The sequence below is a fragment of the Streptomyces sp. GbtcB6 genome (genome assembly GCF_019091475.1).
Classification (GTDB): domain Bacteria; phylum Actinomycetota; class Actinomycetes; order Streptomycetales; family Streptomycetaceae; genus Streptomyces; species Streptomyces hyaluromycini.
Genome location: NZ_JAGXJL010000053.1, coordinates 1 through 23,336 on the forward strand (window position 1 = coordinate 1; position 23,336 = coordinate 23,336).

A 23,336-nucleotide genomic window follows, 5' to 3' on the forward strand; every position below is an offset into this window, starting at 1 on the left:
GGTGGCGGTGGCGGTGGCGGTTACGGCCGTCGTGATGACAACCGTGGTTCTCGTCCGGGGTTCCAGCGTGACGATCGCGGCGGTGACCGGGGCGGCTACGGGCGACGTGACGACCGCGATCGCGGCCCCCGTCGCGATGACCGTGGGGATCGTCCGACCTTCCGTCGTGACGACCGCCGGGACGACCGCCGTGATGACCGTGGTGACCGTCCGGCCTTCCGGCGTGATGACCGCGATGACCGTGGTGGCTTCCGTCGGGATGATCGTCGTGATGACAACCGCGGTGGTGGCGGTGGCGGTGGCGGTTACGGCCGTCGTGATGACAACCGTGGTTCTCGTCCGGGGTTCCAGCGTGACGATCGTGGCGGTGACCGGGGCGGCTACGGGCGACGTGACGACCGCGATCGCGGCCCCCGTCGCGACGACAACCGCGGTGGCGGCGGGTACGGTCGCCGGGACGACAACCGTGGTGGCGGTTACCGCGGCCGTGACGACCGGCGTGACGACCGGCGCGGCGGCGGCCACTTCCGTGACGAGCGGGAGCGTGACCGGGACCGTGAGCCGATCAAGCGGCTGCCGATCCCGGAGGACGTCACCGGTGACGAGATCGACAAGGACGTACGGCAGGAGCTGCAGAGCCTGCCCAAGACGCTCGCGGAGGACGTCGCCAAGAACCTGGTGATGGTCGCCCGGCTCATCGACGAGGACCCCGAGGGCGCCTACGGCTACTCCAAGGTGGCCCTGCGGCTGGCGTCCCGTGTCGCAGCCGTCCGCGAGGCGGCCGGGTTCGCCGCGTACGCGAACCAGAAGTACTCCGAGGCGCTCGCCGAGTTCCGGGCCGCGCGGCGCATGACCGGCACCGTCGACCTGTGGCCGGTCATGGCCGACTGCGAGCGTGGGCTCGGGCGGCCGGAGAAGGCGCTCGACATGGCCGGCGCCCCCGAGGTGCACAAGCTCGACAAGGCCGGCCAGGTCGAGATGCGGCTCGTCGCCGCCGGGGCCCGGCGTGACATGGGGCAGCTGGACGCGGCGATCGTGACGCTGCAGAGCCCCGAGCTGGCGTCCAACTCCGTACAGCCGTGGACCGCGCGGCTGCGGTACGCCTACGCCGACGCCCTGCTCGCCGCCGGGCGTGTCGACGAGGCCCGGGAGTGGTTCGCCAAGGCCGTCGAGGCTGACCGGGACGGCAGCACGGACGCCTCCGACCGGCTGGCCGAGCTGGACGGGGTCGAGTTCGTCGACGCTCTGGACGAGGGCGAGTCCGAGGAGACCCCCCAGGAGACCGAGACCGAGACCGAGGCCGCGGCCGGGACCGAATCCGGGACCGACGTCGAGGCGGAGGCTGAGGGCGAGCAGGACTGAGCTCAGTGGCTGGGTGACTGAGGCTGAGTGACTGGCAGAGGGCAGGCCCCGATCGGGGTCTGCCCTCTCTCTTTCAGACGTCGAGCGCCCGCAGCACCAGCCCCGACGCCGGCTTCGGACCGAAGGACGTCGACTTGCGGGGCATCGTCACGCCCTGGCGGGCCAGGTCGCGGACGACCTCCTCGCGGACCGGGTGCATGAGGACGGCCGTACCGCCGTCGCGTTCGGCCTTGGCGACCGTCGCCGCCGTGTCGTGGATGTACGCGATGTGCGCGGGCGAGTCCTCGGGGATCCGCCAGACGTGGTCGAGGAGCGTGGCGTGCAGGACGGTCGCGTCCAGGGTGCGCCAGGCGGTCGGGCGGTCGTCCGGGATCGTACGGGCCAGGAGGTCCGGGTCCGGGCGGTCGATGAGATGGAACGCGCCGTCGCCGGCCAGCAGGAACGCGTTGCCGGCGCAGGCCGCGTCCGCCAGCGCCTCCTGGGCCGCCGGCAGGGAGACGTCGAGCCGTTGTACCCGGAACAGGCCCTTGACGTGCTCCAGGGCCTGCGCCACCGGCAGGCCGTGCAGCAGGCGGTGGATGGCGCGGACGCGCAGCGGGTAGCGGGCGGTGTCGACGAGGAGGACCAGGCCGTAGTCCCAGGGGCTGGGAGAGGGGTGCTCCGCGCGTAGACGCAAGTAGGTGGCCCAGCGGTGGTGGCCGTCGGCGATCAGGGCCTGGCGGTGGGCCAGGTCGGACTGGACGAGGGCCACCTCCGCCGGGTCGGTGATCGACCAGAGGCGGTGGTGGAAACCGTCCTCCGTGGTGGTGGCGAGCAGCGGGGGGCGGCCGGCCACCGCTTCGACGACCTCGGCGGCCGCGCCGTTGCCCCGGTAGGTGAGCAGGAGGGGTTCGAGGTTCGCGCAGGTGGCGCGCATCAGGGCCGCGCGGTCGGCGACGACCGGGGGCATGACCTCCTCGTGCGGCAGTACCACGCCCTCGGACGGCTCCGAGATCCGCAGGGCGCCGATGACTCCGCGCTGGAGCAGGCCGTTGCCGTCGTGCTGTTCGTAGACGTACAGGCCCGGCTCGGGATCCGTGGCGAGGACGCCCTCGGCCTGCCAGCGGTGCAGGGTGTCGGCCGCCTGTTCGGTACCGGCGCTGGGAGAACCGGCCTGGGGGAGGATGAGGCGGACGATGTTGTGCGGGTCGGCGGACTGGAGGTGGTGTACGCCGTCGGGGCGTACGACGACGTCGTACGGCGGGGAAGTGACGGCGGCGAGGCTGCCGACCCGGTCGGGGTCGTAGCGAAGGCCTCGGAACGGGGTGAGTTCCAGGCCTCGGCGCTCCGTTGCTTCCGAGTGACCTGCAGTGTTCATCCCGGCATCGTACGTGTGTCAGTGGCGTGCGGGATGATCGACGGTGCAAGGCGGGTCAACGAGGAGTGGCGAGGAGCGATGGGGATGAGCCAGGGCGTCAGGACTGGTCCCGAGGGCAGCGGACAGGCCCTGAGCACGGCGTACGACACGGCGCTGCTCGATCTGGACGGGGTGGTGTACGCGGGCGGCAGCGCGATCGCGCACGCCGTGGAGTCGCTGGAGGTCGCCCGCGCGGGCGGGATGCATCTGGCGTACGTCACCAACAACGCGCTGCGGCCGCCGGACGCGGTGGCCGAGCACCTCACCGAGCTGGGGATCCCGACGGGGGCCGACGACGTCATCACCTCGGCGCAGGCGGTCGCGCGGCTGATCAGCGAGCAGGTGCCGGCGGGGGCGCGGGTGCTGGTCATCGGCGGGGAGGGGCTGCGGGTCGCCCTGCGGGAGCGGGGGCTTGAGCCGGTGGAGTCGGCGGACGACGATCCGGCGGCCGTGGTGCAGGGGTTCGGCGGCCCGGAGCTGCCGTGGGGGCGGTTCGCCGAGGCGTCGTACGCCGTCGCGCGCGGGGTGCCGTGGTTCGCGTCCAACACCGATCTGACGATCCCGAGCGGGCGCGGGATCGCGCCGGGCAACGGCGCGGCGGTGGAGGTGGTCCGGATCGCGACGGGCGCCGAGCCGCAGGTGGCGGGCAAGCCGCTGCCGCCGATGCACCGGGAGACGATCCTGCGGACGGGTGCGAAGCGGCCGTTGGTGGTCGGGGACCGGCTGGACACCGACATCGAGGGCGCGTTCAACGGCGGGGTGGACTCGCTGCTCGTGCTGACCGGCGTCACCGACGGGCGTCAGCTGCTCGCCGCGCCGCCGCAGCACCGGCCGACCTATGTCGACGCCGATCTGCGCGGTCTGCTCACCGGGCAGCCGGAGGTGACGGCGGCCGGCGGTGGCTTCCGGTGCGGTGGCTGGACGGCGACGGCGGGTGCCGACCGGCTGGAGCTGGAGGGTGACGGCGAGGCGCTCGACGGGCTGCGGGCGCTGTGCGCGGCGGCCTGGACGGCGGCCGGAGAGGGCTCCTGCGAGCTGGACGGAGGCAAGGCACTGGCGCGGCTGGGGCTCTGAGACTCCGTCGAGGTCGGATGCGAGGGTAGGCTAACCTAACCTCGTGTTGGTCGACAGTCCTCCCGAACAGCGCGCGGAGACCGCCCCCGCGCCCCCGAACCGCCGGGCGATACGGGCCCTCGGGCTCCTCGTCTCCCTCGCGATCCTGCTGCTCGTCGCCCTGGCGAGCATCGCGATCGGGGCGAAAGAGCTGCCGTTGGGCCAGGTCTGGCACGGCCTGTTCCACGACACGGGGACGTACGGCGACGTCGTCGTCGACGCGCGGCTGTCGCGGACCGTCCTCGGCCTGCTGGCCGGCGCCGCCCTTGGCCTGTCCGGGGCGGTGCTCCAGGCGCTCACCCGCAACCCGCTCGCCGACCCCGGCCTGCTCGGGATCAACGCGGGCGCGTCGGCCGCGGTGGTCACCGCCATCACCTACTTCGGCGTCAGCACGCTGAACGGCTATGTGTGGTTCGCCTTCCTCGGGGCGGCCGCGGTGGGCGCGCTGGTGTGGTTCCTGGGCGGCAGCCGGGGCGCCACCCCGGTGCGGCTCGCGCTGGCCGGTACGGCGATCAGCGCCGCGCTCTACGGCTATCTCCAGGCCGTGATGATCACGGACGACGCGGCGCTCAACAAGTTGCGTTTCTGGACGGTGGGTTCGCTGGCCTCGGCCTCCGACTCGACGATCCTGCAGGTGCTGCCGTTCCTCGCGGCCGGCACCCTGCTCGCGCTCGGCCTCGCCCGGCCGCTGAACGCGGTGGCGATGGGCGACGACACCGCCCGCGCCCTCGGCGCGAACCTGGGCCGCACCCGGGCCCTGGCCATGCTCGCCGCCACCGTGCTGTGCGGCGCGGCCACCGCAGCCTGCGGCCCGATCGCCTTCGTCGGCCTGATGGTCCCGCACGTCGTGCGCTCGTTCACCGGCCCCGACCTGCGCTGGATCCTGCCGTACGCGACGGTCCTGTCGCCCGTGCTGCTGCTCGGCGCCGATGTCATCGGCCGGATCGTCGCCCGCCCCGCGGAACTCCAGGTCGGCATCGTCACCGCGATCATCGGCGGGCCGGTCTTCATTCTTCTCGTACGACGGCGGAGGACGGCCCAGCTGTGAGGACCGCTGTGAAGAACACGCGTACTCTGCGCACCCCCGGCGGGCTCTCCCTGCGGGCCGACGTGCGCGCGCTGGTCGTCGTCGGCGCGCTGCTGCTGGCCACGGCCGCCGCGAGTGTCGTGCTGATCGGTACCGGGGACTTCCCGATCTCCTTCGGTGACGTGCTGCAGACCCTGGCCGGGAACGGCACCGCCGGGCAGGACTTCATCGTCAACGAGCTGCGGCTGCCGCGGGTCCTGGTCGGCCTGCTGGTCGGCGCCTCGCTCGGGCTCGGCGGCGCGCTGTTCCAGTCGATCTCCCGCAACCCGCTGGGCAGCCCGGACGTCCTCGGTCTCTCGCAGGGCGCCACTTCCGGTGCGCTCGTCGTCATCGTGCTGCTGTCCGGGACCGCCGCCCAGGTCACCGTCGGCGCGCTGATCGGCGGCCTGGTGACCGGCCTCGCCATCTACCTCCTCGCCTGGAAGCAGGGCGTGCACGGCTACCGGCTGGTCCTGGTCGGCATCGGTGTCTCCGCGGTCGTCACCGCGGTCAACGGCTATCTGCTCACCAAGGCCGACCTGGTCGACGCGACGCGTGCGGTCGTCTGGATGACCGGCTCCCTCGACGGCCGTGACTGGAGCCAGGTCTGGCCGCTGCTCGCGCTGTGCGCGGTCCTCGTCCCGCTGGTCCTCGCCCATGCGCGCGGGCTCAGGATGATGGAGATGGGCGACGACGTCTCCAACGCCCTCGGCGTGCGCGTGGAGCGGGTACGGATGCTGCTGATGGTGGCCGCCGTCCTGCTGACCGCGGCCGCCACCGCCGCCGCGGGCCCGGTCAGCTTCGTGGCCCTCACCGCCCCCCAGCTCGCCCGCCGCCTCACCCGCTCGCCCGGCCCCAACCTGGTGGCCTCCTTCTGCATGGGCGCCGCCCTGCTGGTCACCGCCGACTGGGCCTCGCAGCGTGCCTTCGGCGCCGACCAGCTGCCCGTCGGCGTGGTCACCGGCGTCCTCGGCGGGGTCTATCTGCTGTGGCTCCTCGTCACCGAGCGCCGGGCGGGCCGGATATGACACCGAAAGCCGGCTCGGACCTGAGCGCGACACCCGAGTCAGACGCGTCAGACAACAAGAGGAGCACAGTGAACCGCCTGTCCGCCGAGAACGTCACCCTCGCCTATGACCAGCGCGTCATCGCCGAGCAGCTGTCGGTGGAGATCCCCGACAACTCCTTCACGGTGATCGTCGGCCCCAACGCCTGCGGCAAGTCGACGCTGCTGCGGGCGCTGTCCCGGATGCTCAGGCCCAGCCAGGGCCGGGTGCTGCTCGACGGGCAGGTCATCCAGTCGATGCCCGCGAAGAAGGTCGCCCGGACGCTCGGGCTGCTGCCGCAGTCGTCGATCGCGCCCGACGGCATCACCGTCGGCGACCTGGTCGGCCGCGGCCGCTACCCGCACCAGGGCATCCTGCGCCAGTGGTCCGCCGAGGACGAACGGGTCGTCCAGGAGTCGATGGCCCAGACGGGCGTCGCCGAACTCGCCGACCGGTACGTCGACGAACTCTCCGGCGGCCAGCGGCAGCGCGTCTGGATCGCCATGGCGCTCGCGCAGCAGACCCCCCTGCTGCTCCTCGACGAGCCGACCACCTACCTGGACATCCAGCACCAGATCGACGTCCTCGACCTGTGCGCCGAACTCCACGAGGAGCAGGGGCGGACGCTGGTCGCCGTGCTGCACGATCTCAACCACGCGGCTCGCTACGCCACCCACCTGATCGCTCTCAAGGGCGGCCGGGTCGTCGCCGAGGGCGCCCCGAACCGCATCGTCACCGCCGAGTTGGTCGAGGAGGTGTTCGGGCTGCGCTGCCAGATCATCGACGACCCGGAGACGGGGACCCCGCTGGTGGTGCCCGCAGCCCGGAAGGCACGCGCGCGGGCCGAGGTCGCAGAGGCTTCCTGAGCCGGGTCGGAGAAGCTTTCCGAGCCGCGTCGGAGAGGCTTTCCGAGCCGGGTCAGAGAAGCTTTCTGAGCCGGAACAGGTCCAGCAGGTTCGCTTCCAGCCTCACCCGGCCCGAACCCCAGGCCCCGGCGAAGTTCAGCTCTCCGTCGACCAGGGCCACCAGGTCGTCGCCCGCCATGGCGAGTCTGATCTGCGCCTTCTCCCGCGGCGGCCCGGGGAACGTCTCCTCGACCTCGATCCGGCCGCCGGTGAGCCGGCCGGCGAAGGTGACGTCCAGGTCGGTGATGTGGCAGCTGACCGTGCGGTCCATGGCGGCGGCCGTCTGGACGTCGCCCTCGGCGCCACCCATGTTGTGCGAGAGCTTGTCGAGTGCGGCGCGGCACTCCTCGATCGTGGCCATCGCGATCGACGGTACCCCAGCGGTTCGATGTAGCGTCGGGGCATGACCGACTCCGTGCCCGAGGGCCGGGTGGCGGAGGCCGAGGAAGCGGCCGCCGTCGAACCCGAGTACGACCCCGCCGCGCCCGCCCCGCTGAACGTCCCCCGTACCCCCACCGGCAACGCCGAGGTCGACGACCGGCTCGACCGGCTGGCCGACGCCGACCACCTCGCCACGGACGGGCATCTGGAGGTGTACGAGGATGTACACAGGGGGCTGCGCGACGCGCTGACCGAGCTCGACGCCCGCCCGGGACATCCGGGGCCTCCGGGCCCCCCGGCGCCCGCCCCGCCGTACGGCAACAGGGCGCCCGCACCGTCGTACCACCAGAGCAGGAGCTGAACCCACCGTGGCAGGAGTCGCACGTCGCCGTCTGGACGCGGAGCTGGTCCGCCGGAAGCTCGCGCGTTCGCGCGAGCACGCGAGCCAGCTGATCGCCGCCGGGCGGGTCACCGTCGGCAAGGCCGTCGCGACCAAGCCGGCCACGCAGGTGGAGACCGCCGCCGCCATCGTCGTACAGGCCGACGACGGCGATCCCGAGTACGTGTCGCGGGGCGGCCACAAGCTCGCCGGCGCGCTGGCGGTGTTCGTCCCGGAGGGCCTGCTGGTCGAGGGACGGCGGGCGCTGGACGCCGGTGCGTCGACCGGCGGCTTCACCGATGTGCTGCTGCGCGCGGGGGCCGCGCACGTCGTCGCCGTCGACGTCGGATACGGCCAACTCGCGTGGTCTCTGCAGAGCGATGAACGCGTCACCGTCAAGGACCGTACGAACGTACGCGAGTTGACGCTTGAAGCGATCGATGGGGAGCCTGTGGATCTTGTCGTGGGTGATCTGTCCTTCATCCCGCTCGGGCTGGTGTTGCCGGCCCTGGCGCGGTGCGTGAAGCCGGACGCCGACCTGGTGATGATGGTCAAGCCGCAGTTCGAGGTGGGCAAGGAGAGGCTGGGCAGCGGGGGAGTCGTACGGAGTCCGCAGCTGCGGGCGGAGGCCGTGCGGGGGGTTGCCGAGAAGGCGTGGGAGCTGGGGCTCGGGGTGAAGGGTGTCACCGCCAGTCCGCTGCCCGGGCCGTCCGGCAACGTCGAGTATTTTCTGTGGCTGCGGGCCGGCGCACCTCAGTTGGATCCGGCCGATGTTGACCGTGCAGTGGCGGAGGGGCCGCGTTGACACAGAACCGAGCTCGTACTGTTTTCCTCCTCGCCCACACCGGGCGGCCCGCGGCGATCCGCAGCGCCGAGCTCGTGGTGAAGGGGCTGCTGGCGGCCGGAGTCGGCGTCCGGGTACTGGAGTACGAGGCACACGACCTGCCCCTCCCCGAAGAGGTCGAACTCGTCGAGGAGGCCTCGCCGCACAGTCTCGACGGCTGCGAGCTGCTCATCGTCCTCGGCGGTGACGGGACGCTGCTGCGCGGCGCGGAGTTCGCCCGTGCCTCCGGGGTGCCGATGCTCGGCGTCAACCTCGGCAGCGTCGGGTTCCTCGCGGAGGCCGAGCGGGACGACCTGGACAAGGTCGTCGACCGGGTGGTGAGCCGGGCGTACGAGGTCGAGGAGCGGATGACCGTCGACGTCGTCGTGCACCGCAACGGGGACATCGTGCACACCGACTGGGCGCTGAACGAGGCGGCCGTGCAGAAGGCGGGCGCCGAGAAGCTCCTGGAAGTCGTGCTGGAGATCGACGGGCGGCCGGTGACGGGGTTCGGGTGTGACGGGATCGTGCTGTCGACGCCGACCGGGTCGACGGCGTACGCGTTCTCGGCGGGCGGGCCGGTGGTGTGGCCGGAGGTGGAGGCGCTGCTGATGGTGCCGATCTCCGCGCACGCGCTGTTCGCGAAGCCGCTGGTGACATCGCCGGACTCGGTGCTCGCGGTGGAGGTGCTGCCGCACATCCAGCCGGGGGTGCTGTGGTGCGACGGTCGGCGGACGGTGGAGCTGCCGCCGGGGGCGCGGGTCGAGGTGCGGCGCGGGGCGGTGCCGGTGCGGCTGGCCCGGCTGCATCACGCGTCGTTCACGGACCGGCTGGTGGCGAAGTTCGCGCTGCCGGTGTCCGGATGGCGGGGGGCGCCGCACTAGCGGTTCGTGGGGGGTGGCGGGGAGCGTCGGCGGGTGCGGGTGCTTCGTGGCTGGTCGCGCCCGCGCGGCGGTAGTCGCACATCGACACAGCCCCGCGCCCCTTCAGGCAGGGACAGTCCCCGGCGTGGCGAAGGAACGCCGTGCCCCTTCGCCATGGGGACACCTGACCGCATATCGATACAGCCCCCGGCCCGCGCGGTTTCTCCACTCGCCCGGGTGACAGGGGGCCTCGCACTTCATCGGCTCGACCTCGTAAGGTCTTCCCCGTGCTGGAAGAAATGCGGATACGGTCACTCGGGGTCATCGACGACGCTGTCGTCGAGTTGTCGCCGGGGTTCACCGCCGTCACCGGTGAGACCGGTGCGGGCAAGACCATGGTGGTCACCAGCCTGGGGCTGCTGCTCGGCGGGCGGGCCGATCCCGCGCTCGTGCGGATCGGGTCCGACAAGGCGGTCGTCGAGGGGCGGGTCACCGTGCCCCCCGGAGCCTCGGCGGCCGTACGGGCCGAGGAGGCCGGTGCCGAGCTGGACGACGGGGCGCTGCTGCTCAGCCGTACCGTTTCCGCCGAGGGGCGCTCACGGGCGCACCTGGGCGGGCGGAGCGTGCCCGTGGGGCTGCTCGCCGAGCTCGCCGACGACCTGGTGGCCGTGCACGGGCAGACCGACCAGCAGGGGCTGCTGAAGCTGAACCGGCAGCGGCAGGCCCTCGACCGGTACGCCGGCGACGGGGTCGCCGTGCCGCTGGCCAAGTACGGCGAGGCCTACCGGCGGCTGCGGGCCGTGGCGGCCGAGCTGGAGGAGATCGTCACGCGCGCGCGTGAGCGGGCCCAGGAGGCCGACATGCTGCGCTACGGGCTGGACGAGATCGCGGGCGTGGAGCCGAGGGCCGGCGAGGATGCGGAGCTGGCCGAGGAGGCCGAGCGGCTCGGGCACGCCGAGGCGCTGTCGTCCGCCGCGACCGCCGCGCACTCCGCGCTCGCGGGCAACCCCGAGGACCCCGAGGGCATCGACGCGGCCACCCTCGTAGCGGGCGCCCACCGGGCCCTGGAGGCCGTTCGCTCGCACGATCCGGCGCTGGCCGCGCTCGCCGACCGGATCGGCGAGGTCGGGATCCTGCTGGGCGATGTGGCGGGCGAGCTGGCCGGGTACGCCGACGACCTGGACGCCGATCCGCTGCGGCTCGCGGCCGTGGAGGAGCGGCGCGCCGCGCTCACCGCGCTCACCCGCAAGTACGGCTCGGACATCGACGCGGTGCTGGCCTGGGCCGAGCAGGGCGCCGCGCGGCTGACCGAACTCGACGGCGACGACGAGCGGATCGACGAACTGACCGCCGAGCGCGATGCCCTTCGCGTGGAACTGGGCGGGCTCGCACAGGCGTTGACCGACGCGCGTACCGAAGCCGCCGAACGCTTCGCGGCCGCCGTCACCGCGGAGCTGGGCTCCCTCGCGATGCCGCACGCGCGCGTGTCCTTCGCCATCCGGCAGACCGAGGACCCGGAGGGCGTGGAGGTCGACGGACGGGTGGTGGCCTACGGCCCGTCGGGCGCCGACGAGGTCGAGCTGCTCCTCGCCCCGCACCCCGGTGCCCCGCCCCGCCCCATCGCCAAGGGCGCGTCCGGCGGTGAGCTGTCGCGCGTGATGCTCGCGGTGGAGGTCGTCTTCGCGGGCACCGACCCGGTCCCGACGTACCTCTTCGACGAGGTCGACGCGGGCGTGGGCGGCAAGGCGGCGGTGGAGATCGGGCGGCGCCTGGCCAAGCTCGCCAAGTCCGCGCAGGTGGTCGTCGTCACCCACCTGCCCCAGGTCGCCGCCTTCGCCGACCGGCAGTTGCTGGTCGAGAAGACCAACGACGGCACGGTCACCCGGTCCGGCGTGAAGGTCCTGGAGGGCGAGGAGCGGGTCCGGGAGCTGTCCCGCATGCTGGCCGGCCAGGAGGACTCGGAGACGGCACGGGCGCACGCGGAGGAACTGCTGGCGACGGCACGGGCGGACCGCTGACGGACTGCTGACGGTCCGCTGACGGATCGCCGGGCTGGAGCGGCAGGCTGAGCGGCGGGGCGTCATCCGTCCCGCCGCTTCCGCCGCCGTTCCTTCCGCCGCCGTTCCTTCCGCCGCCGTTCCTTCTGCCGGTCAAAGGCTGCCGGCGGTCAGAGCCCGTCGGTTCGAGGCCGTCGGCCGGGGGTTGTCGGTCTCGGTGCCGTCCGTCGGCGGTGCCGTGCCACCCCTTCGGCGAGGTCCCGGCACGGGAGCGCATCGTGGCTGGTGGCGCCCGCGGCGTTCCTCCTCGGCGGCGTTTTTGTCACCCTCCCGGGTGACACACTCCGGCGCATTGCCCCGGCCCGCCTCGGTATGTGCCTTCTCGGAGTACCCGGAACACCCTTGTGTGCTGGCATCCTTGAGGGGGACGCGGTCTCCGGGGGAGGCGCGCGGTGACCCCCTCGGCCCCGATACCTTCTGTACGTTCCCTCGTGACCGCCCCACGCCGAACCAGGAGTCCCGGCCGCGTGAGCCCCGTGAGCAGCAACGCACCGCACGGTCAGTCGCCGCTGCGCACCGTGCAGGTGCTGGGCGGCGGCAACGCCGCCAGCAGCGCGCACGTGCGGTCGCTGACCGCCGGCCTGGTCGCGCGGGGCGTGCGGGTCACGGTGTGCGCCCCCGCCGAGGCGGATCGCGCCTACGGCTTCTCGGACGTCGGCGCCGACCACGTGCACGTGCCGCGCAGCAGCGACCCGGGCTCGGTCGCGGCGCTCCGCGCCGCCTGCACGGACGCCGACCTGGTGCACGCCCACGGCCTGCACGCCTCCTTCCGCGCGGTGCTGGCGCTGAGCGGTCGCAGCACCCCGCTGATCGTCACCTGGCACAACCGGGCGCACGCCGAGGGCGCCCGGGCGCATCTGCTGCGGATGCTGGAGCGGCGGGTGGTGCGGACGGCCGCCGTGGTGCTCGGGACCACCTCCGACCTGGTGGACCGGGCCCGCCGTACCGGCGCCCGGGACGCCCGGCTCGCCGCCGTGGCGCTGCCCGGCCCGCAGGGGCCCGTGGACGAGGACGAGGCGGAGCGGCTGCGGCCCAAGGTCCGGGCCGAACTCGGCGCCATGGGGCGGCCGTTGCTCATCGCCGTCGGCTCCCTCGACCGGCATCGCGGCTATGATGTCCTGCTGGACGCGGCGCGTGCCTGGTGCCGGCTCGATCCGGTGCCGCTGCTCGTCATCGCCGGCGAGGGGCCGCTGCGTGCGGCGTTGCAGCGGCGGATCGAGGACGAGGAGCTGCCCGTGCGGCTGATCGGGCGCCGTGACGACGTCGCCGAACTGCTCGCCGCCGCCGATCTGGCGCTGCTGTCCAGTAGTTGGGAGTCCCGTTCGGTCCTCGCCCAGGAGGCCCTGCACGCGCGCGTGCCGCTCGTCGCGACCGCCGTCGGCGGCATCCCCGACCTGGTCGGAGACGCGGCAGAGCTGGTCGCGTACGGCGAAGCACCGGCCCTCGCCGACACCGTCGTACGCCTCCTCGACGACCCCGGGCGCTGCGCGGAGCTGCGCGAGCGGGGTGCCCGGCAGGCGGCGAGCTGGCCCACGGAGGACGAGACCGTCGCCCAAGTACTCAGCGTGTACGACGAGTTGACGCAGCCCCGGCCGCTGCCGTGAGGCCGTGAGGCCGTGAAGTCGTCAGGCCGTGAGGTCGTGCGGTCCTAGGGGACGTGCCGGCGTGCTCGCAGGGCCAGGCTCAACGCCAGGACCGCCTGCGGGTCGTCGAGGTCCGTGCCCAGCAACTCCCCGATGCGGGCGAGGCGGTTGTAGAGGGTCTGCCGGTTGAGGTGGAGTTCGCGGGCCGTCTCCGCCTTGCGGCCCGCGTGCGCCAGGTAGGTCTCCAGGGTGGGCAGCAGCGGCGGCTTGGAGCGGTGGTCGTGGTCGCGGAGCGGACCGATCGCGCGGTCGACGAAGGCCGCCAGGTCGGGGTGGTCGCGCAGCCGCCACAGGAGGAGGTCGATGTCGAGGCTGCGGGCGTCGTACCAGGGCCGGTCGGAGAGGCCCTGGGCCGCCGTCGCCGTCTCGGCCGCATGCCGCAGGCCCGCCGACGCGGCCGCCCAGCCGCCGGCCACGCCGACCACCACGACCGGGGGAGCGGCCCCGGGGCGCTGCATCCCGGCGCGCTCCACCCCCGCCCTGAGCACCGCCGCGACCCGGTCCGCGACCGTCGACCGCTCCGCCTCCGAGCGCAGGCCCAGGAGCAGCGGCACGCGGCCCTCCACCGGTCGTACGCCCAGCAGGACGGGCACACCCACGGCCGCCAGCTCCTCACCCACCGCGCGCGCCAGCAACGCCCAGCCCCCGCCCGGGGACAGCGAGTCGCCGACCCGCATGACCACCGGCAGCAGCGGGCTGCCGCCCGGCTTGAAGCCGAGGACACGGGCCTGCGCCGGGGCGTCCTCCGCGGTGATCCGGCCCTCGGCGAGGTCGGTCAGGAAGTCGCCGCGCCCGCGCGCCGCCAGCTCCTCCTCCTGGCGGGCCTGCATCAGGACGACGGCCAGGATGCCCGCGGCCCGCTCGGCGGCGATGCGGTGGACGGGGGCGAGGGGGCCGCGTACCGGGAGCAGGACCAGGCGGGCGCGCACCGAGCCGGTCCCCGATCCGCCGCCCGGCACGTCCACCAGGACCACCCCGGTCGGCGGCGGCGCGTCCTTGTGCTGGCCGCGCAGCCCCTCCCACACCTGGAGCGGGTCGGCCCCCTCGGGCCCCGACCCGGCGGCGTACAGCAGCTGGCCGTCGGTGGTCTCCAGGAAGACCGGGTTGCCGCTGAAGTCGGCCAGGATGGCGAGCACCTGGGGGACCCCGCCGCCGCCCAGCAGGGCCTCGGTGCAGCGGCGGTGCACCTCCTCGGCACGCTGCAGGAGGGCGTAGTGGTGGTTGACGATCTCGGTGTGGATCTCCTCCGTCACCGTCACGAACGGCACCTCGCGGTGCAGCACGACCAGTGGCAGCCCGGTCGAGCGGGCGGTGTCGACGAGGGTGGCGGGCAGCCGGGAGAACCGCGCGCCCAGCTCCACCACCAGCGCGGCGATGCCCCGCTCGGCGAGGGTGCGGACGAACGCCCGCTGCTCGGCCGGCCGGGTGCCCAGGCCGTAGCCGGTGGTGAGCAGCAGCTCGCCGCCCTTCAGCAGCGAGGCGATGTTCGGCACCTCGCCCGCGTGCACCCAGCGCACGGTACGGCCCAGCCGGTCGGCGCCCGCCAGGATCTCCGGGAGCCCGCTGCGCAGCGCGGGCAGCTCCAGCGCCCGCTGCACTGTGATCCCGGCGCCCTGGGTGTCGAATCCGCTGCCCGTACCGCTGTCCATGGAGCGGACGCTACCTGGGCGAACGCCTCCACGGCACTTTCCGCTGAGCGCTCGGCTGGAAGTGCCGCGATATGCGGTCCGTCGACCGCGGCGCCGTCGTGGCTGGTCGCGCCCACGCGGCGGAGCCGCATATTGATACAGCCCCGCGCCCCTTCGGGGCGCTGCCGAATCGGGGCGTACTTCGCCGGACCCGCTCAGAGCGGTCTGATGTTGTGGTTGAAGCGGAAAACGTTGTCGGGGTCCCAGTGCCGCTTCACCTTGCCGAGCCGCAGCGCGTTCCCCGCTCCCAGACCGGCCCGCACCCGCTCCGGACCCTCGTCACCGATGAGGTTCAGGCAGACCGCGCCGGTGGACCAGGGCCGGACCCCGGCACGGACGTCCCGCACCCAGGCGATCGCCCGTTCGTCGTCGGCCGGGTCCGCCCAGATCCCGAAGGGGTGCACCGCCCAGGCCGCGTTCCGGTACGGCACCGGGTACTCCGCCGGACCCGAGGCGATCGCGCCGCCCAGCGGGAACAGCAGATGCTGCGAGCCGCTCGGTACCGGCATGCCCTCCGCACAGCCGCACCAGGCGTCCACCGCCTCGTCGGGCAGAGCGGCCAGACACTCGGCCGACCAGTGGTTCCGCAGCCCGGACGGAAGGTCGAGCAGGCACTCCATCTCGCGGTACGGCAGCGGGCCGGCGACCTCCGCCTCGTGCGGCAGCGCGAGCAGCGGTCCGGCGACCTTGCGCAGCCCTTCCTCGCCGCCCGCGTAGGTCACGAGGGCGGCACACACCGGCTCGCCGTCGGCGAGGTACACCACCGCGCCGCCCGCCTCGTCGGGACCGGTGCGGATGACCTCGCGGAAGGCGCGGACGACGTCCGGGCCGGACGACGGCGGGTACCGCAGCAGCGCGACCGAGAAAACCGGCAGTTCGTGCAGTTCGAGGGTGAGCGCGGTGGCGACGCCGAAGTTCCCGCCGCCGCCGTGCAGGGCCCAGAACAGCTCCGGGTTCTCGTCCGCGTTGGCGTGGACGCGCTCACCGTCGGCGGTGACCAGCTCGACGCCGATCAGGTTGTCGACGGCCGGCCCGAAGACGCGGTCCAGCCATCCCGACCCGCCACCGAGCACGAACCCAGCGACCCCGATGCCGGGGGCCCGCCCACCGGTGCCGACGAGACCGTAGCGCCGGGCCGCCCGGTCCAGACGGCTCATGGTGGCCCCGCCCTGCACGCGTACGGCTTCCGCCGCCGGGTCGACGGTCACCCCGTCCATCCGGCGCAGATCCACCACCAGCGCCCCGTCACCGACAGCCGACCCCGCCACACTGTGCCCGCCGCCGCGCACCGCGATGTGCAGGTCCAGATCCCGGCCGAACCGCACCGCCCGGACCACGTCGGCGTCGTCCGCGCACCGGGCGATCACGGCCGGATGCCGGTCGATCATGCCGTTGAAGACAGCGCGGACCTCGTCGTACCCGGAGTCCTCCGGGGCGAATACGTCGCCGACCAGGTCCTCGCGGAGCGCGGCGAGGGCCGTGCGCGCCTTGGACGGGGAAGCCATGGCCACCCCCTTCCCGAAAAGGGGGATTCATGAGTTTTCAGCTTAGATGTTCTGGGGCGCCGGTCGTCTGCTGCTCCGTTGTGGCTGGTCGCGCAGTTCCCCGCGCCCCTTTGGGGCGCTTCAGCCTCCGTACGCCCCCGAAGCCGTAAGGCGAAGCGCCGTATCGATCAACGGCACATGACTGAAGGCCTGCGGAAAGTTCCCCACCTGCCGCTTCAGCCGCGGATCCCACTCCTCCGCCAGCAGCCCGAGGTCGTTCCGCAGCGCGAGAAGCTTCTCGAACAGCTTGCGGGCCTCGTCGACGCGCCCGATCATCGCGAGGTCGTCGGCCATCCAGAACGAGCAGGCCAGGAAGGCCCCCTCGTCGCCCGGGAGGCCGTCCACGCCCTCGTCGCCGCCCGAGGTCGGGTAGCGCAGGATGAAGCCGTCCGAGGTGGACAGCTCGCGCTGGATCGCCTCGATGGTGCCGATGACCCGCTTGTCGTCCGGGGGTAGGAAGCCCATCTGGGGGATGAGCAGCAGCGAGGCGTCCAGCTCCTGGGAGCCGTACGACTGGGTGAAGGTGTTGCGCTCCTTGTCGTAGCCCCGCTCGCAGACGTCCCGGTGGATGTCGTCGCGCAGCTCCTTCCAGCGCTCCAGCGGGCCGTCCGCGTCCCCGGACTCGATGAGCTTGATGGTGCGGTCGACGGCGACCCAGGCCATCACCTTGGAGTGCACGAAGTGCCGGCGCGGCCCGCGCACCTCCCAGATGCCCTCGTCCGGCTCGTCCCAGTGGTCCTCCAGGTAGCGGATCAGCTTGAGCTGGAGGAGGGACGCGTAGTCGTTGCGGGCGAGGCCGGTCATGTGGGCCAGGTGCAGGGCCTCGATGACCTCGCCGTACACGTCCAGCTGGAGCTGGTGCGCCGCGCCGTTGCCGACCCGGACCGGGGTCGAGTTCTCGTAGCCGGGCAGCCAGTCCAGCTCGGCCTCGCCCAGTTCGCGCTCGCCCGCGATGCCGTACATGATCTGCAGGTTCTCGGGGTCGCCGGCGACCGAGCGCAGCAGCCACTCGCGCCAGGCGCGGGCCTCCTCGCGATAGCCGGTGCGCAGCAGCGAGGACAGGGTGATGGCCGCGTCGCGCAGCCAGGTGTAGCGGTAGTCCCAGTTGCGGACGCCGCCGATGTCCTCCGGGAGGGAGGTCGTCGGCGCGGCGACGATACCGCCCGTGGGGGCGTACGTCAGGGCCTTCAGGGTGATCAGCGAGCGGACCACGGCCTCGCGGTACGGGCCGTGGTAGGTGCAGTGCTCGACCCACTCCCGCCAGAAGTCCTCGGTCGCCTGCAGCGACTGCTCCGGTTCCGGCAGCGCGGGCGGCTGCTTGTGCGAGGGCTCCCAGGAGATCGTGAACGCGATCCGGTCACCCGGGGCCACCGTGAAGTCCGCGTACGTGGTCAGCGACTTGCCGTAGGTCTCCGCCGAGGTGTCGAACCACACCGAGTCGGGGCCCGCGACGGCGACCGTACGGCCGTCGTGCTTGTGCACCCAGGGGACCACCCGGCCGTAGGAGAACCGCATCCGCAGCACCGAGCGCATCGGCACCCGGCCGGTGACGCCCTCCACGATGCGGATCAGCTGGGGCGCGCCGTCACGCGGGGGCATGAAGTCGATGACCCGGACCGTGCCGCGCGGGGTGTCCCACTCCGACTCCAGGATCAGCGAGTCGCCCCGGTAGGTACGGCGCGCCGCGGTCGGCGGCTGCGAGTCGGCCGCGTGCGCCGGGCCGAGCCGCCAGAAGCCGTGTTCCTCGGTGCCGAGCAGACCGGCGAAGATGGCATGCGAGTCGAAGCGGGGCAGGCACAGCCAGTCCACCGTGCCGTCCCGGCAGACCAGGGCAGCGGTCTGCATGTCTCCGATGAGTGCGTAATCTTCGATGCGCCCGGCCACGTGCAACTCCAGTCGAACGGCCACGTCACCCCCCAGGCAAAAGGGGGCTGTCGCTAGTGCGGTCAAGGGGGGTTGTTGTTGTGCGTCGTTAAGCGGTGAAGCAAAGCAGCCCGCCGCGCCCTGAGGCAAAACGACAGTCATAGCTCAACGAACTGCCAAGCTCTCGTTGTTCCGGGAGTGACGGGCGGGGGTGTGCCGTGTTTTCCGGACGGGCTCGGCAGCGAGTGTCCGAGCAGGATACGACGCACGTAGATGATCTGCGTGCCGCTCCGGGCAACCCGTGTGGGCCGAACGGGTGAGCCCTGGGTGAAAAGCGGGTAAGGCGGGCCACGCGTCTGTGCCCACGTGTGTACGGAGCGTGGCCGGAAGCCATCTCTCCGCGGCGCTGATACCCTGGTAGCCCGTGGACCGGTGGGCACGAAACCCCCGAACCGCAGCGACGGCACCACCCCGGAAACTCCAGGACGGCAGCCGTACCGCACGACAGACCGCGACCACGGGAGCCCCCTCTTGGCCATGCCGCCGAAATCTACGACGACCAAGCACATCTTCGTCACCGGGGGTGTCGCCTCCTCGCTCGGCAAGGGCCTGACGGCCTCCAGCCTGGGCATGCTGCTCAAGGCCCGGGGCCTGCGCGTCGTGATGCAGAAGCTCGACCCGTACCTGAACGTCGACCCGGGCACGATGAACCCCTTCCAGCACGGTGAGGTGTTCGTCACCAACGACGGCGCCGAGACCGACCTGGACATCGGCCACTACGAGCGTTTCCTCGACCGCGACCTGGACGGCTCCGCCAACGTCACCACAGGTCAGGTCTACTCGACGGTGATCGCCAAGGAACGGCGCGGCGAGTACCTGGGCGACACGGTCCAGGTCATCCCGCACATCACCAACGAGATCAAGCACCGCATCCGCCGCATGGCCACCGACGAGGTCGACGTGGTCATCACCGAGGTCGGCGGCACGGTCGGCGACATTGAGTCGCTGCCGTTCCTGGAGACCGTCCGCCAGGTCCGCCACGAGGTCGGCCGGGACAACGTGTTTGTGGTGCACATCTCGCTCCTGCCGTACATCGGCCCGTCCGGCGAGCTGAAGACCAAGCCCACCCAGCACTCCGTGGCCGCCCTGCGGAACATCGGTATCCAGCCGGACGCGATCGTCCTGCGCTGCGACCGCGAGGTGCCCACCGCCATCAAGCGCAAGATCTCGCTGATGTGCGACGTCGACGAGGCCGCCGTCGTGGCCTGCCCCGACGCCCGCTCGATCTACGACATCCCGAAGACCGTGCACGGCGAGGGCCTGGACGCCTACGTCGTCCGCAAGCTGGACCTGCCGTTCCGGGACGTGGACTGGCGGACCTGGGACGACCTGCTCGACCGCGTCCACAACCCCGACCACGAGATCACCCTCGCGCTGGTCGGCAAGTACATCGACCTGCCCGACGCCTACCTCTCGGTCACCGAGGCGCTGCGCGCCGGCGGCTTCGCCAACAAGGCCCGCGTGAAGATCAAGTGGGTGACGTCGGACGACTGCAGGACCCCGGCCGGCGCGGCGGCCCAGCTCTCCGACGTCGACGGCATCTGCATCCCGGGCGGCTTCGGCGACCGCGGTGTGCTCGGCAAGGTCGGCGCCATCCGCTACGCCCGCGAGAACCGGATCCCGCTGCTCGGCCTCTGCCTCGGCCTGCAGTGCATCGTGATCGAGGCCGCGCGCAACCTGGCCGACATCCCGGACGCCAACTCCACCGAGTTCGACTCCGCCACCGGCCACCCGGTCATCTCCACCATGGCCGAGCAGCTCGACATCGTCGCCGGCGAGGGCGACATGGGCGGCACCATGCGCCTGGGCATGTACCCGGCCAAGCTGGCCGAGGGCTCCATCGTGCGCGAGGTCTACGACGGCAAGGAGTACGTCGAGGAGCGGCACCGCCACCGCTACGAGGTGAACAACGCCTACCGCGCGGAGCTGGAGAAGAAGGCCGGCATCCAGTTCTCCGGCACCTCCCCGGACGGCAAGCTCGTCGAGTACGTCGAGTACCCGCGCGACGTCCACCCCTACCTGGTCGCCACCCAGGCCCACCCGGAGCTGCGCTCCCGCCCGACCCGCCCGCACCCGCTCTTCGCGGGCCTGGTGAAGGCCGCGGTCGCGCGTCAGCAGGGCGCCGTCGAGCAGGAGAATTCGAAGTAACACACCGGTTGTACGGTGGCCGGGGTGCATACCTTCAAAGGTGCGCACCCCGGTTTTCTTTTCTGCACGTGGAGGGCACGTGGAAGGGCGGCACGGCATGACGATCAAGGACACCCCCGAGGAGTGGGAGATCCGGGCGACGGAGACCCCCTTCGTGGGCAACAAGACCTCGGTCCGCACGGACGAGGTGGTCATGCCCGACGGCTCGGTGGTCCGCCGCGACTACCAGGTCCACCCCGGCTCGGTCGCCGTCCTCGCCCTCGACGAGGAGGACCGCGTGCTGCTCATCCGCCAGTACCGGCACCCGGTCCGGCAGAAGCTCTGGGAGATCCCGGCCGGTCTGCTCGACATCCCCGGTGAGAACCCGCTGCACGCCGCCCAGCGCGAGCTGTACGAGGAGGCCCACGTCAAGGCCGAGGACTGGCGGGTGCTGACCGACCTGTACACCACCCCCGGCGGCTGCGACGAGGCCGTACGGATCTTCCTCGCCCGTGATCTCTCCGAGGCCGAAGGGGAGCGGTTCGAGACGGAGCACGAGGAGATCGACCTGGAGTACGCGCGCGTGCCGGTCGACGAGCTGGTGCGCCTGCTCCTCGCCGGTGATCTGCACAACAACTGCCTCGTGACGGGCGTCCTCTCCCTGGTCGCCGCCCGCACCGGCGACGGTCTCGACGCGCTGCGCCCGGCCGACGCGCCCTGGCCGGCCCGCCCCTTCGAGTCCTGAGCCCCGCCCCCGGGGCCTGTGTCCGCCCTTCGGGCGCGCCGGTGTGACCATCGCCTGATCCGATCGGGCGATAGGTCCGCCGCGCGCTGCCCGGAACGTCCGCGCACGTGAACTAGGCTCGATGCGATTGAGCCGAAACGCCCGAACCGGAGCCCCGGCGGGCCTGCGTGTGCGGTGGGACGGGAGTGTGGCCCGTGACGGATCAGGCGGTGGACACAGGCGGCGCACGGCGGTCGGCGCCCGCGGCCACGGACGATCGGTTCCTGGGCCGTACAAGGGAGTTGAAGGAACTGCGCGCCGACATCGAGCGCGCGGGCCTGGACACCATCGCCGGCCGCAAGGCCCCCCGCGCCCGGGTGCTGCTGATCGCGGGCAGGCCCGGCTCCGGCCGCACCGCACTCGCCGGGGAACTCGTCCGGCAGGTCGCCCCCGGCTACCCCGACGGAGTGCTGCGCGCCCGCCTCGCCGAGCCCGACGGCACCCCGGTCCCCGTCGAGCGCACCGCGCGCGACCTCCTCACCGCGCTGCGGCTGCCCACCCCGGCAGGCGCAGCCGCGGACGACCTCACCCACGCCCTGCGCACCGCCCTCGCCAAACGCCGGATGCTGCTCCTGCTCGACGACGCGCCCGGCGCCGAAGAGGTCGACGTACTGCTCCCTGACACCCCGGACTGTCTGGCCGTCGCCGTCTCCGGCGGCCCGCTCACCGGGATCTCGGACGTCCGTCCGTGCACCCTGGGCGGCCTGGACACCAAGTCGGCCGTGGAACTGCTCACCCGGTACACCGGCTCGGTCCGCATCACCGTCGATCCCCGTTCCGCCGAGTCGCTGGTCGAGGTCTGCCAGGCGCAGCCCGCCGTGCTCGCCCTGGCCGGCGGCTGGCTCGCCGCCCGTCCCCAGGCGGCCGTCTCCGACCTCGCCAAACGCCTGCACGCGGAGGCGGACGACGGCACGGCGCTGGCCCGCGTCTTCCGGTTCGTGCACGACCAGCTGCCGGGCCAGTCCGCGCGGATACTGCGCCTCCTCAGCCTGGCCCCGGCCGGCCTGGTCGACCCGCACACCGCCTCCTCCCTGGCCGGCTGCTCGGTCGACACCGCCCGCATCACCCTGGACGAGCTGGTCCGTCTCGGCCTGCTGCACACCGTGGCCTCCCCGCTGCCCCAGTACGAGGTCCCCGGCTGTCTGCACCCGCTGCTCCGGGTGCTGGCCGAGAGCCAGGAGCGGGCGGGGGAGCTCCAGCTGGCCCGCGCCCGGATGCTGGAGCGCACGGTACGGCTGCTGCAGTCCTGCCGGGCGATCACCGAGACCGACAACCCGCAGGCCCGCGAGAAGCTCCAGGCCCTGCCCCGGGAGCTGCGCTTCCCCACCCCGCGGGCCGCCGCCGACTGGCTGCGCATCCGGCGCCCGGCCCTGCTTGCCGCCGCCCGCGCGGCGGTCGCCGACGGCGAGCTCGACACGCTGGCCCGCCGACTGATGGCACAACTGGTCAAGGCCATGGTGGCGCACCTCGGCACCCAGGCCGCGGCCCCCGATCTGTACGGCATCCACCGGCTCGTCCTCGATGTCGCCGAGCGCCGCGACCTGCCCCGGGAGCAGGCCGCCGCACTGCTGAACCTCGGCGACCTGGACGCGCAGACCGGGCGAACGGCCGATGCGCTGGTGCGCTATCGGTCTGCGCTGGACGCCGGACGCCGCGCAAATGACCCGTACGCGACCGGTCGCGCAATGGAATCCGTAGGTGGCGCGTATCAGGAGCTGGGGGACTACGACCGGGCCGCCGACTGGTTCGGCCGCGCCCTCGCCGAGCGCCTGGCCCGCGACGAGCGTGCCGAGGCGGCCCGGCTCTACGGCCGCATCGCCGGCGCGCACACCTATGCGGGCCGCTACGGGGAGGCGCTGCGGGCCTGGCGGGCGGCCGTTTCCGGCCACCGCAAGAACGGTGATGTGCCCGCGCAGGCAAGGGCGTTGAGCGAGCTGGCCCGGGTCCAGGAGTACGCCGGCCGGCCCGATGAGTCGCTGCGCACCTGCCAGGAGGCGGTGGAGTGGGCGCGCCGTGCCGAGGACACCCGGCTCCAGGCGGCGCTCCAGCTGCGACTCGCCGACACGCTGGAGCGCCTCGGCGACTCGACCGCCGCGAGCCTGCACCGTTCGGCCGCCGAGCGCATGCTGGGTGAGGAGTCCCTGGGCCCCTCGGACCCCTCGGGCCCGGACTCCGACCCGGAACACGGCGCTAACGCCTACGAAATCCGTAGTGCTTCCGGCCGAGATTGATGCAA

18 protein-coding genes and 1 pseudogene are annotated in these 23,336 nt (G+C 72.8%); 13 read left to right on the forward strand and 6 right to left on the reverse strand.

Going from position 1 to position 23,336, the window contains the following annotated elements; translation table 11 throughout:
• Positions 1–525: pseudogene (locus tag KVT45_RS45360) on the reverse strand (hypothetical protein); the annotation flags it as partial.
• Positions 526–573: 48 nt separating this feature from the next.
• On the opposite strand from KVT45_RS45360, the gene KVT45_RS45365 reads away from it, so the two are divergent.
• Positions 574–1,362 (forward strand): tetratricopeptide repeat protein, encoded by a 789-nt coding sequence (locus tag KVT45_RS45365; RefSeq protein ID WP_217555720.1) that lies wholly within the window; start codon positions 574–576, stop codon positions 1,360–1,362.
• 73 nt (positions 1,363–1,435) lie between these two features.
• Here KVT45_RS45365 and KVT45_RS45370 read toward each other — a convergent pair whose 3' ends face one another.
• On the reverse strand, positions 1,436–2,719 hold the full coding sequence (locus KVT45_RS45370; protein WP_217555636.1) for a DUF1015 family protein: 1,284 nt from the start codon (positions 2,717–2,719) through the stop codon (positions 1,436–1,438).
• A gap of 84 nt (positions 2,720–2,803) precedes the next feature.
• Between KVT45_RS45370 and KVT45_RS45375 the strand changes: the two genes are divergently transcribed.
• Genes KVT45_RS45375 through KVT45_RS45390 form a run of 4 tightly spaced genes read left to right on the forward strand, consistent with a single transcriptional unit; the run spans position 2,804 to position 6,849 of the window.
• Positions 2,804–3,832 (forward strand): HAD-IIA family hydrolase, encoded by a 1,029-nt coding sequence (locus KVT45_RS45375; RefSeq protein ID WP_217555638.1) that lies wholly within the window; start codon positions 2,804–2,806, stop codon positions 3,830–3,832.
• Between the two features lie 43 nt (positions 3,833–3,875).
• A complete protein-coding gene (locus tag KVT45_RS45380; protein ID WP_217555640.1) occupies positions 3,876–4,919 on the forward strand; it encodes an iron ABC transporter permease in 1,044 nt (347 codons plus the stop codon).
• An 8-nt stretch (positions 4,920–4,927) separates the two neighbouring features.
• Complete coding sequence (locus KVT45_RS45385; RefSeq protein ID WP_217555642.1) at positions 4,928–5,965, forward strand: iron chelate uptake ABC transporter family permease subunit; 1,038 nt, start codon at positions 4,928–4,930, stop codon at positions 5,963–5,965.
• A complete protein-coding gene (locus tag KVT45_RS45390) occupies positions 5,962–6,849 on the forward strand; it encodes an ABC transporter ATP-binding protein (protein ID WP_217555643.1) in 888 nt (295 codons plus the stop codon). The genes KVT45_RS45385 and KVT45_RS45390 overlap by 4 nt, the downstream gene beginning before the upstream one ends.
• 52 nt (positions 6,850–6,901) lie before the next feature.
• Here KVT45_RS45390 and KVT45_RS45395 read toward each other — a convergent pair whose 3' ends face one another.
• Positions 6,902–7,249, reverse strand: a complete 348-nt coding sequence (locus KVT45_RS45395) for an SCP2 sterol-binding domain-containing protein (protein WP_217555645.1) — start codon at positions 7,247–7,249, stop codon at positions 6,902–6,904.
• 42 nt (positions 7,250–7,291) lie between these two features.
• Here KVT45_RS45395 and KVT45_RS45400 point away from each other — a divergent pair, with 42 nt between their 5' ends.
• The 5 genes from KVT45_RS45400 to KVT45_RS45420 all read left to right on the forward strand — a co-directional run bounded on the left by KVT45_RS45400 (position 7,292) and on the right by KVT45_RS45420 (position 12,995).
• Positions 7,292–7,630 (forward strand): hypothetical protein, encoded by a 339-nt coding sequence (locus KVT45_RS45400; RefSeq protein WP_217555647.1) that lies wholly within the window; start codon positions 7,292–7,294, stop codon positions 7,628–7,630.
• Between the two features lie 7 nt (positions 7,631–7,637).
• Positions 7,638–8,453 (forward strand): TlyA family RNA methyltransferase, encoded by an 816-nt coding sequence (locus KVT45_RS45405; protein WP_217555649.1) that lies wholly within the window; start codon positions 7,638–7,640, stop codon positions 8,451–8,453.
• Entirely contained in the window at positions 8,450–9,355 is a 906-nt protein-coding gene (locus tag KVT45_RS45410) for an NAD kinase (protein WP_217555651.1), read from the forward strand. Before KVT45_RS45405 ends, KVT45_RS45410 begins: the two co-directional genes overlap by 4 nt.
• A gap of 278 nt (positions 9,356–9,633) precedes the next feature.
• The gene (recN, locus tag KVT45_RS45415; RefSeq protein WP_217555722.1) at positions 9,634–11,352 is read left to right on the forward strand and encodes a DNA repair protein RecN; all 1,719 of its coding nucleotides are present in this window, start codon (positions 9,634–9,636) and stop codon (positions 11,350–11,352) included.
• Between the two features lie 506 nt (positions 11,353–11,858).
• Positions 11,859–12,995, forward strand: a complete 1,137-nt coding sequence (locus KVT45_RS45420; RefSeq protein WP_217555653.1) for a glycosyltransferase family 4 protein — start codon at positions 11,859–11,861, stop codon at positions 12,993–12,995.
• Between the two features lie 44 nt (positions 12,996–13,039).
• Here the strand turns inward: KVT45_RS45420 and KVT45_RS45425 are convergent, their stop codons facing one another.
• The 3 genes from KVT45_RS45425 to KVT45_RS45435 all read right to left on the reverse strand — a co-directional run bounded on the left by KVT45_RS45425 (position 13,040) and on the right by KVT45_RS45435 (position 18,150).
• Positions 13,040–14,683 carry a PucR family transcriptional regulator gene (locus KVT45_RS45425; RefSeq protein WP_217555655.1) on the reverse strand — a complete coding sequence of 548 codons (1,644 nt, stop codon included), beginning with the start codon at positions 14,681–14,683 and terminating at the stop codon, positions 13,040–13,042.
• Positions 14,684–14,877: 194 nt separating this feature from the next.
• Positions 14,878–16,227, reverse strand: a complete 1,350-nt coding sequence (locus KVT45_RS45430; RefSeq protein ID WP_217555657.1) for an FAD-binding oxidoreductase — start codon at positions 16,225–16,227, stop codon at positions 14,878–14,880.
• A gap of 120 nt (positions 16,228–16,347) precedes the next feature.
• Complete coding sequence (locus KVT45_RS45435; RefSeq protein WP_217555659.1) at positions 16,348–18,150, reverse strand: glycoside hydrolase family 15 protein; 1,803 nt, start codon at positions 18,148–18,150, stop codon at positions 16,348–16,350.
• A 516-nt stretch (positions 18,151–18,666) separates the two neighbouring features.
• On the opposite strand from KVT45_RS45435, the gene KVT45_RS45440 reads away from it, so the two are divergent.
• The 3 genes from KVT45_RS45440 to KVT45_RS45450 all read left to right on the forward strand — a co-directional run bounded on the left by KVT45_RS45440 (position 18,667) and on the right by KVT45_RS45450 (position 23,331).
• Positions 18,667–20,337 (forward strand): CTP synthase, encoded by a 1,671-nt coding sequence (locus tag KVT45_RS45440; protein WP_217555661.1) that lies wholly within the window; start codon positions 18,667–18,669, stop codon positions 20,335–20,337.
• Between the two features lie 97 nt (positions 20,338–20,434).
• Positions 20,435–21,061: an NUDIX hydrolase gene (locus tag KVT45_RS45445; protein WP_217555663.1), complete on the forward strand. Its 627-nt coding sequence runs from the start codon at positions 20,435–20,437 to the stop codon at positions 21,059–21,061.
• Positions 21,062–21,255: 194 nt separating this feature from the next.
• Positions 21,256–23,331 carry a tetratricopeptide repeat protein gene (locus tag KVT45_RS45450; RefSeq protein WP_217555664.1) on the forward strand — a complete coding sequence of 692 codons (2,076 nt, stop codon included), beginning with the start codon at positions 21,256–21,258 and terminating at the stop codon, positions 23,329–23,331.
• The last annotated feature ends 5 nt before the right edge of the window (positions 23,332–23,336 follow it).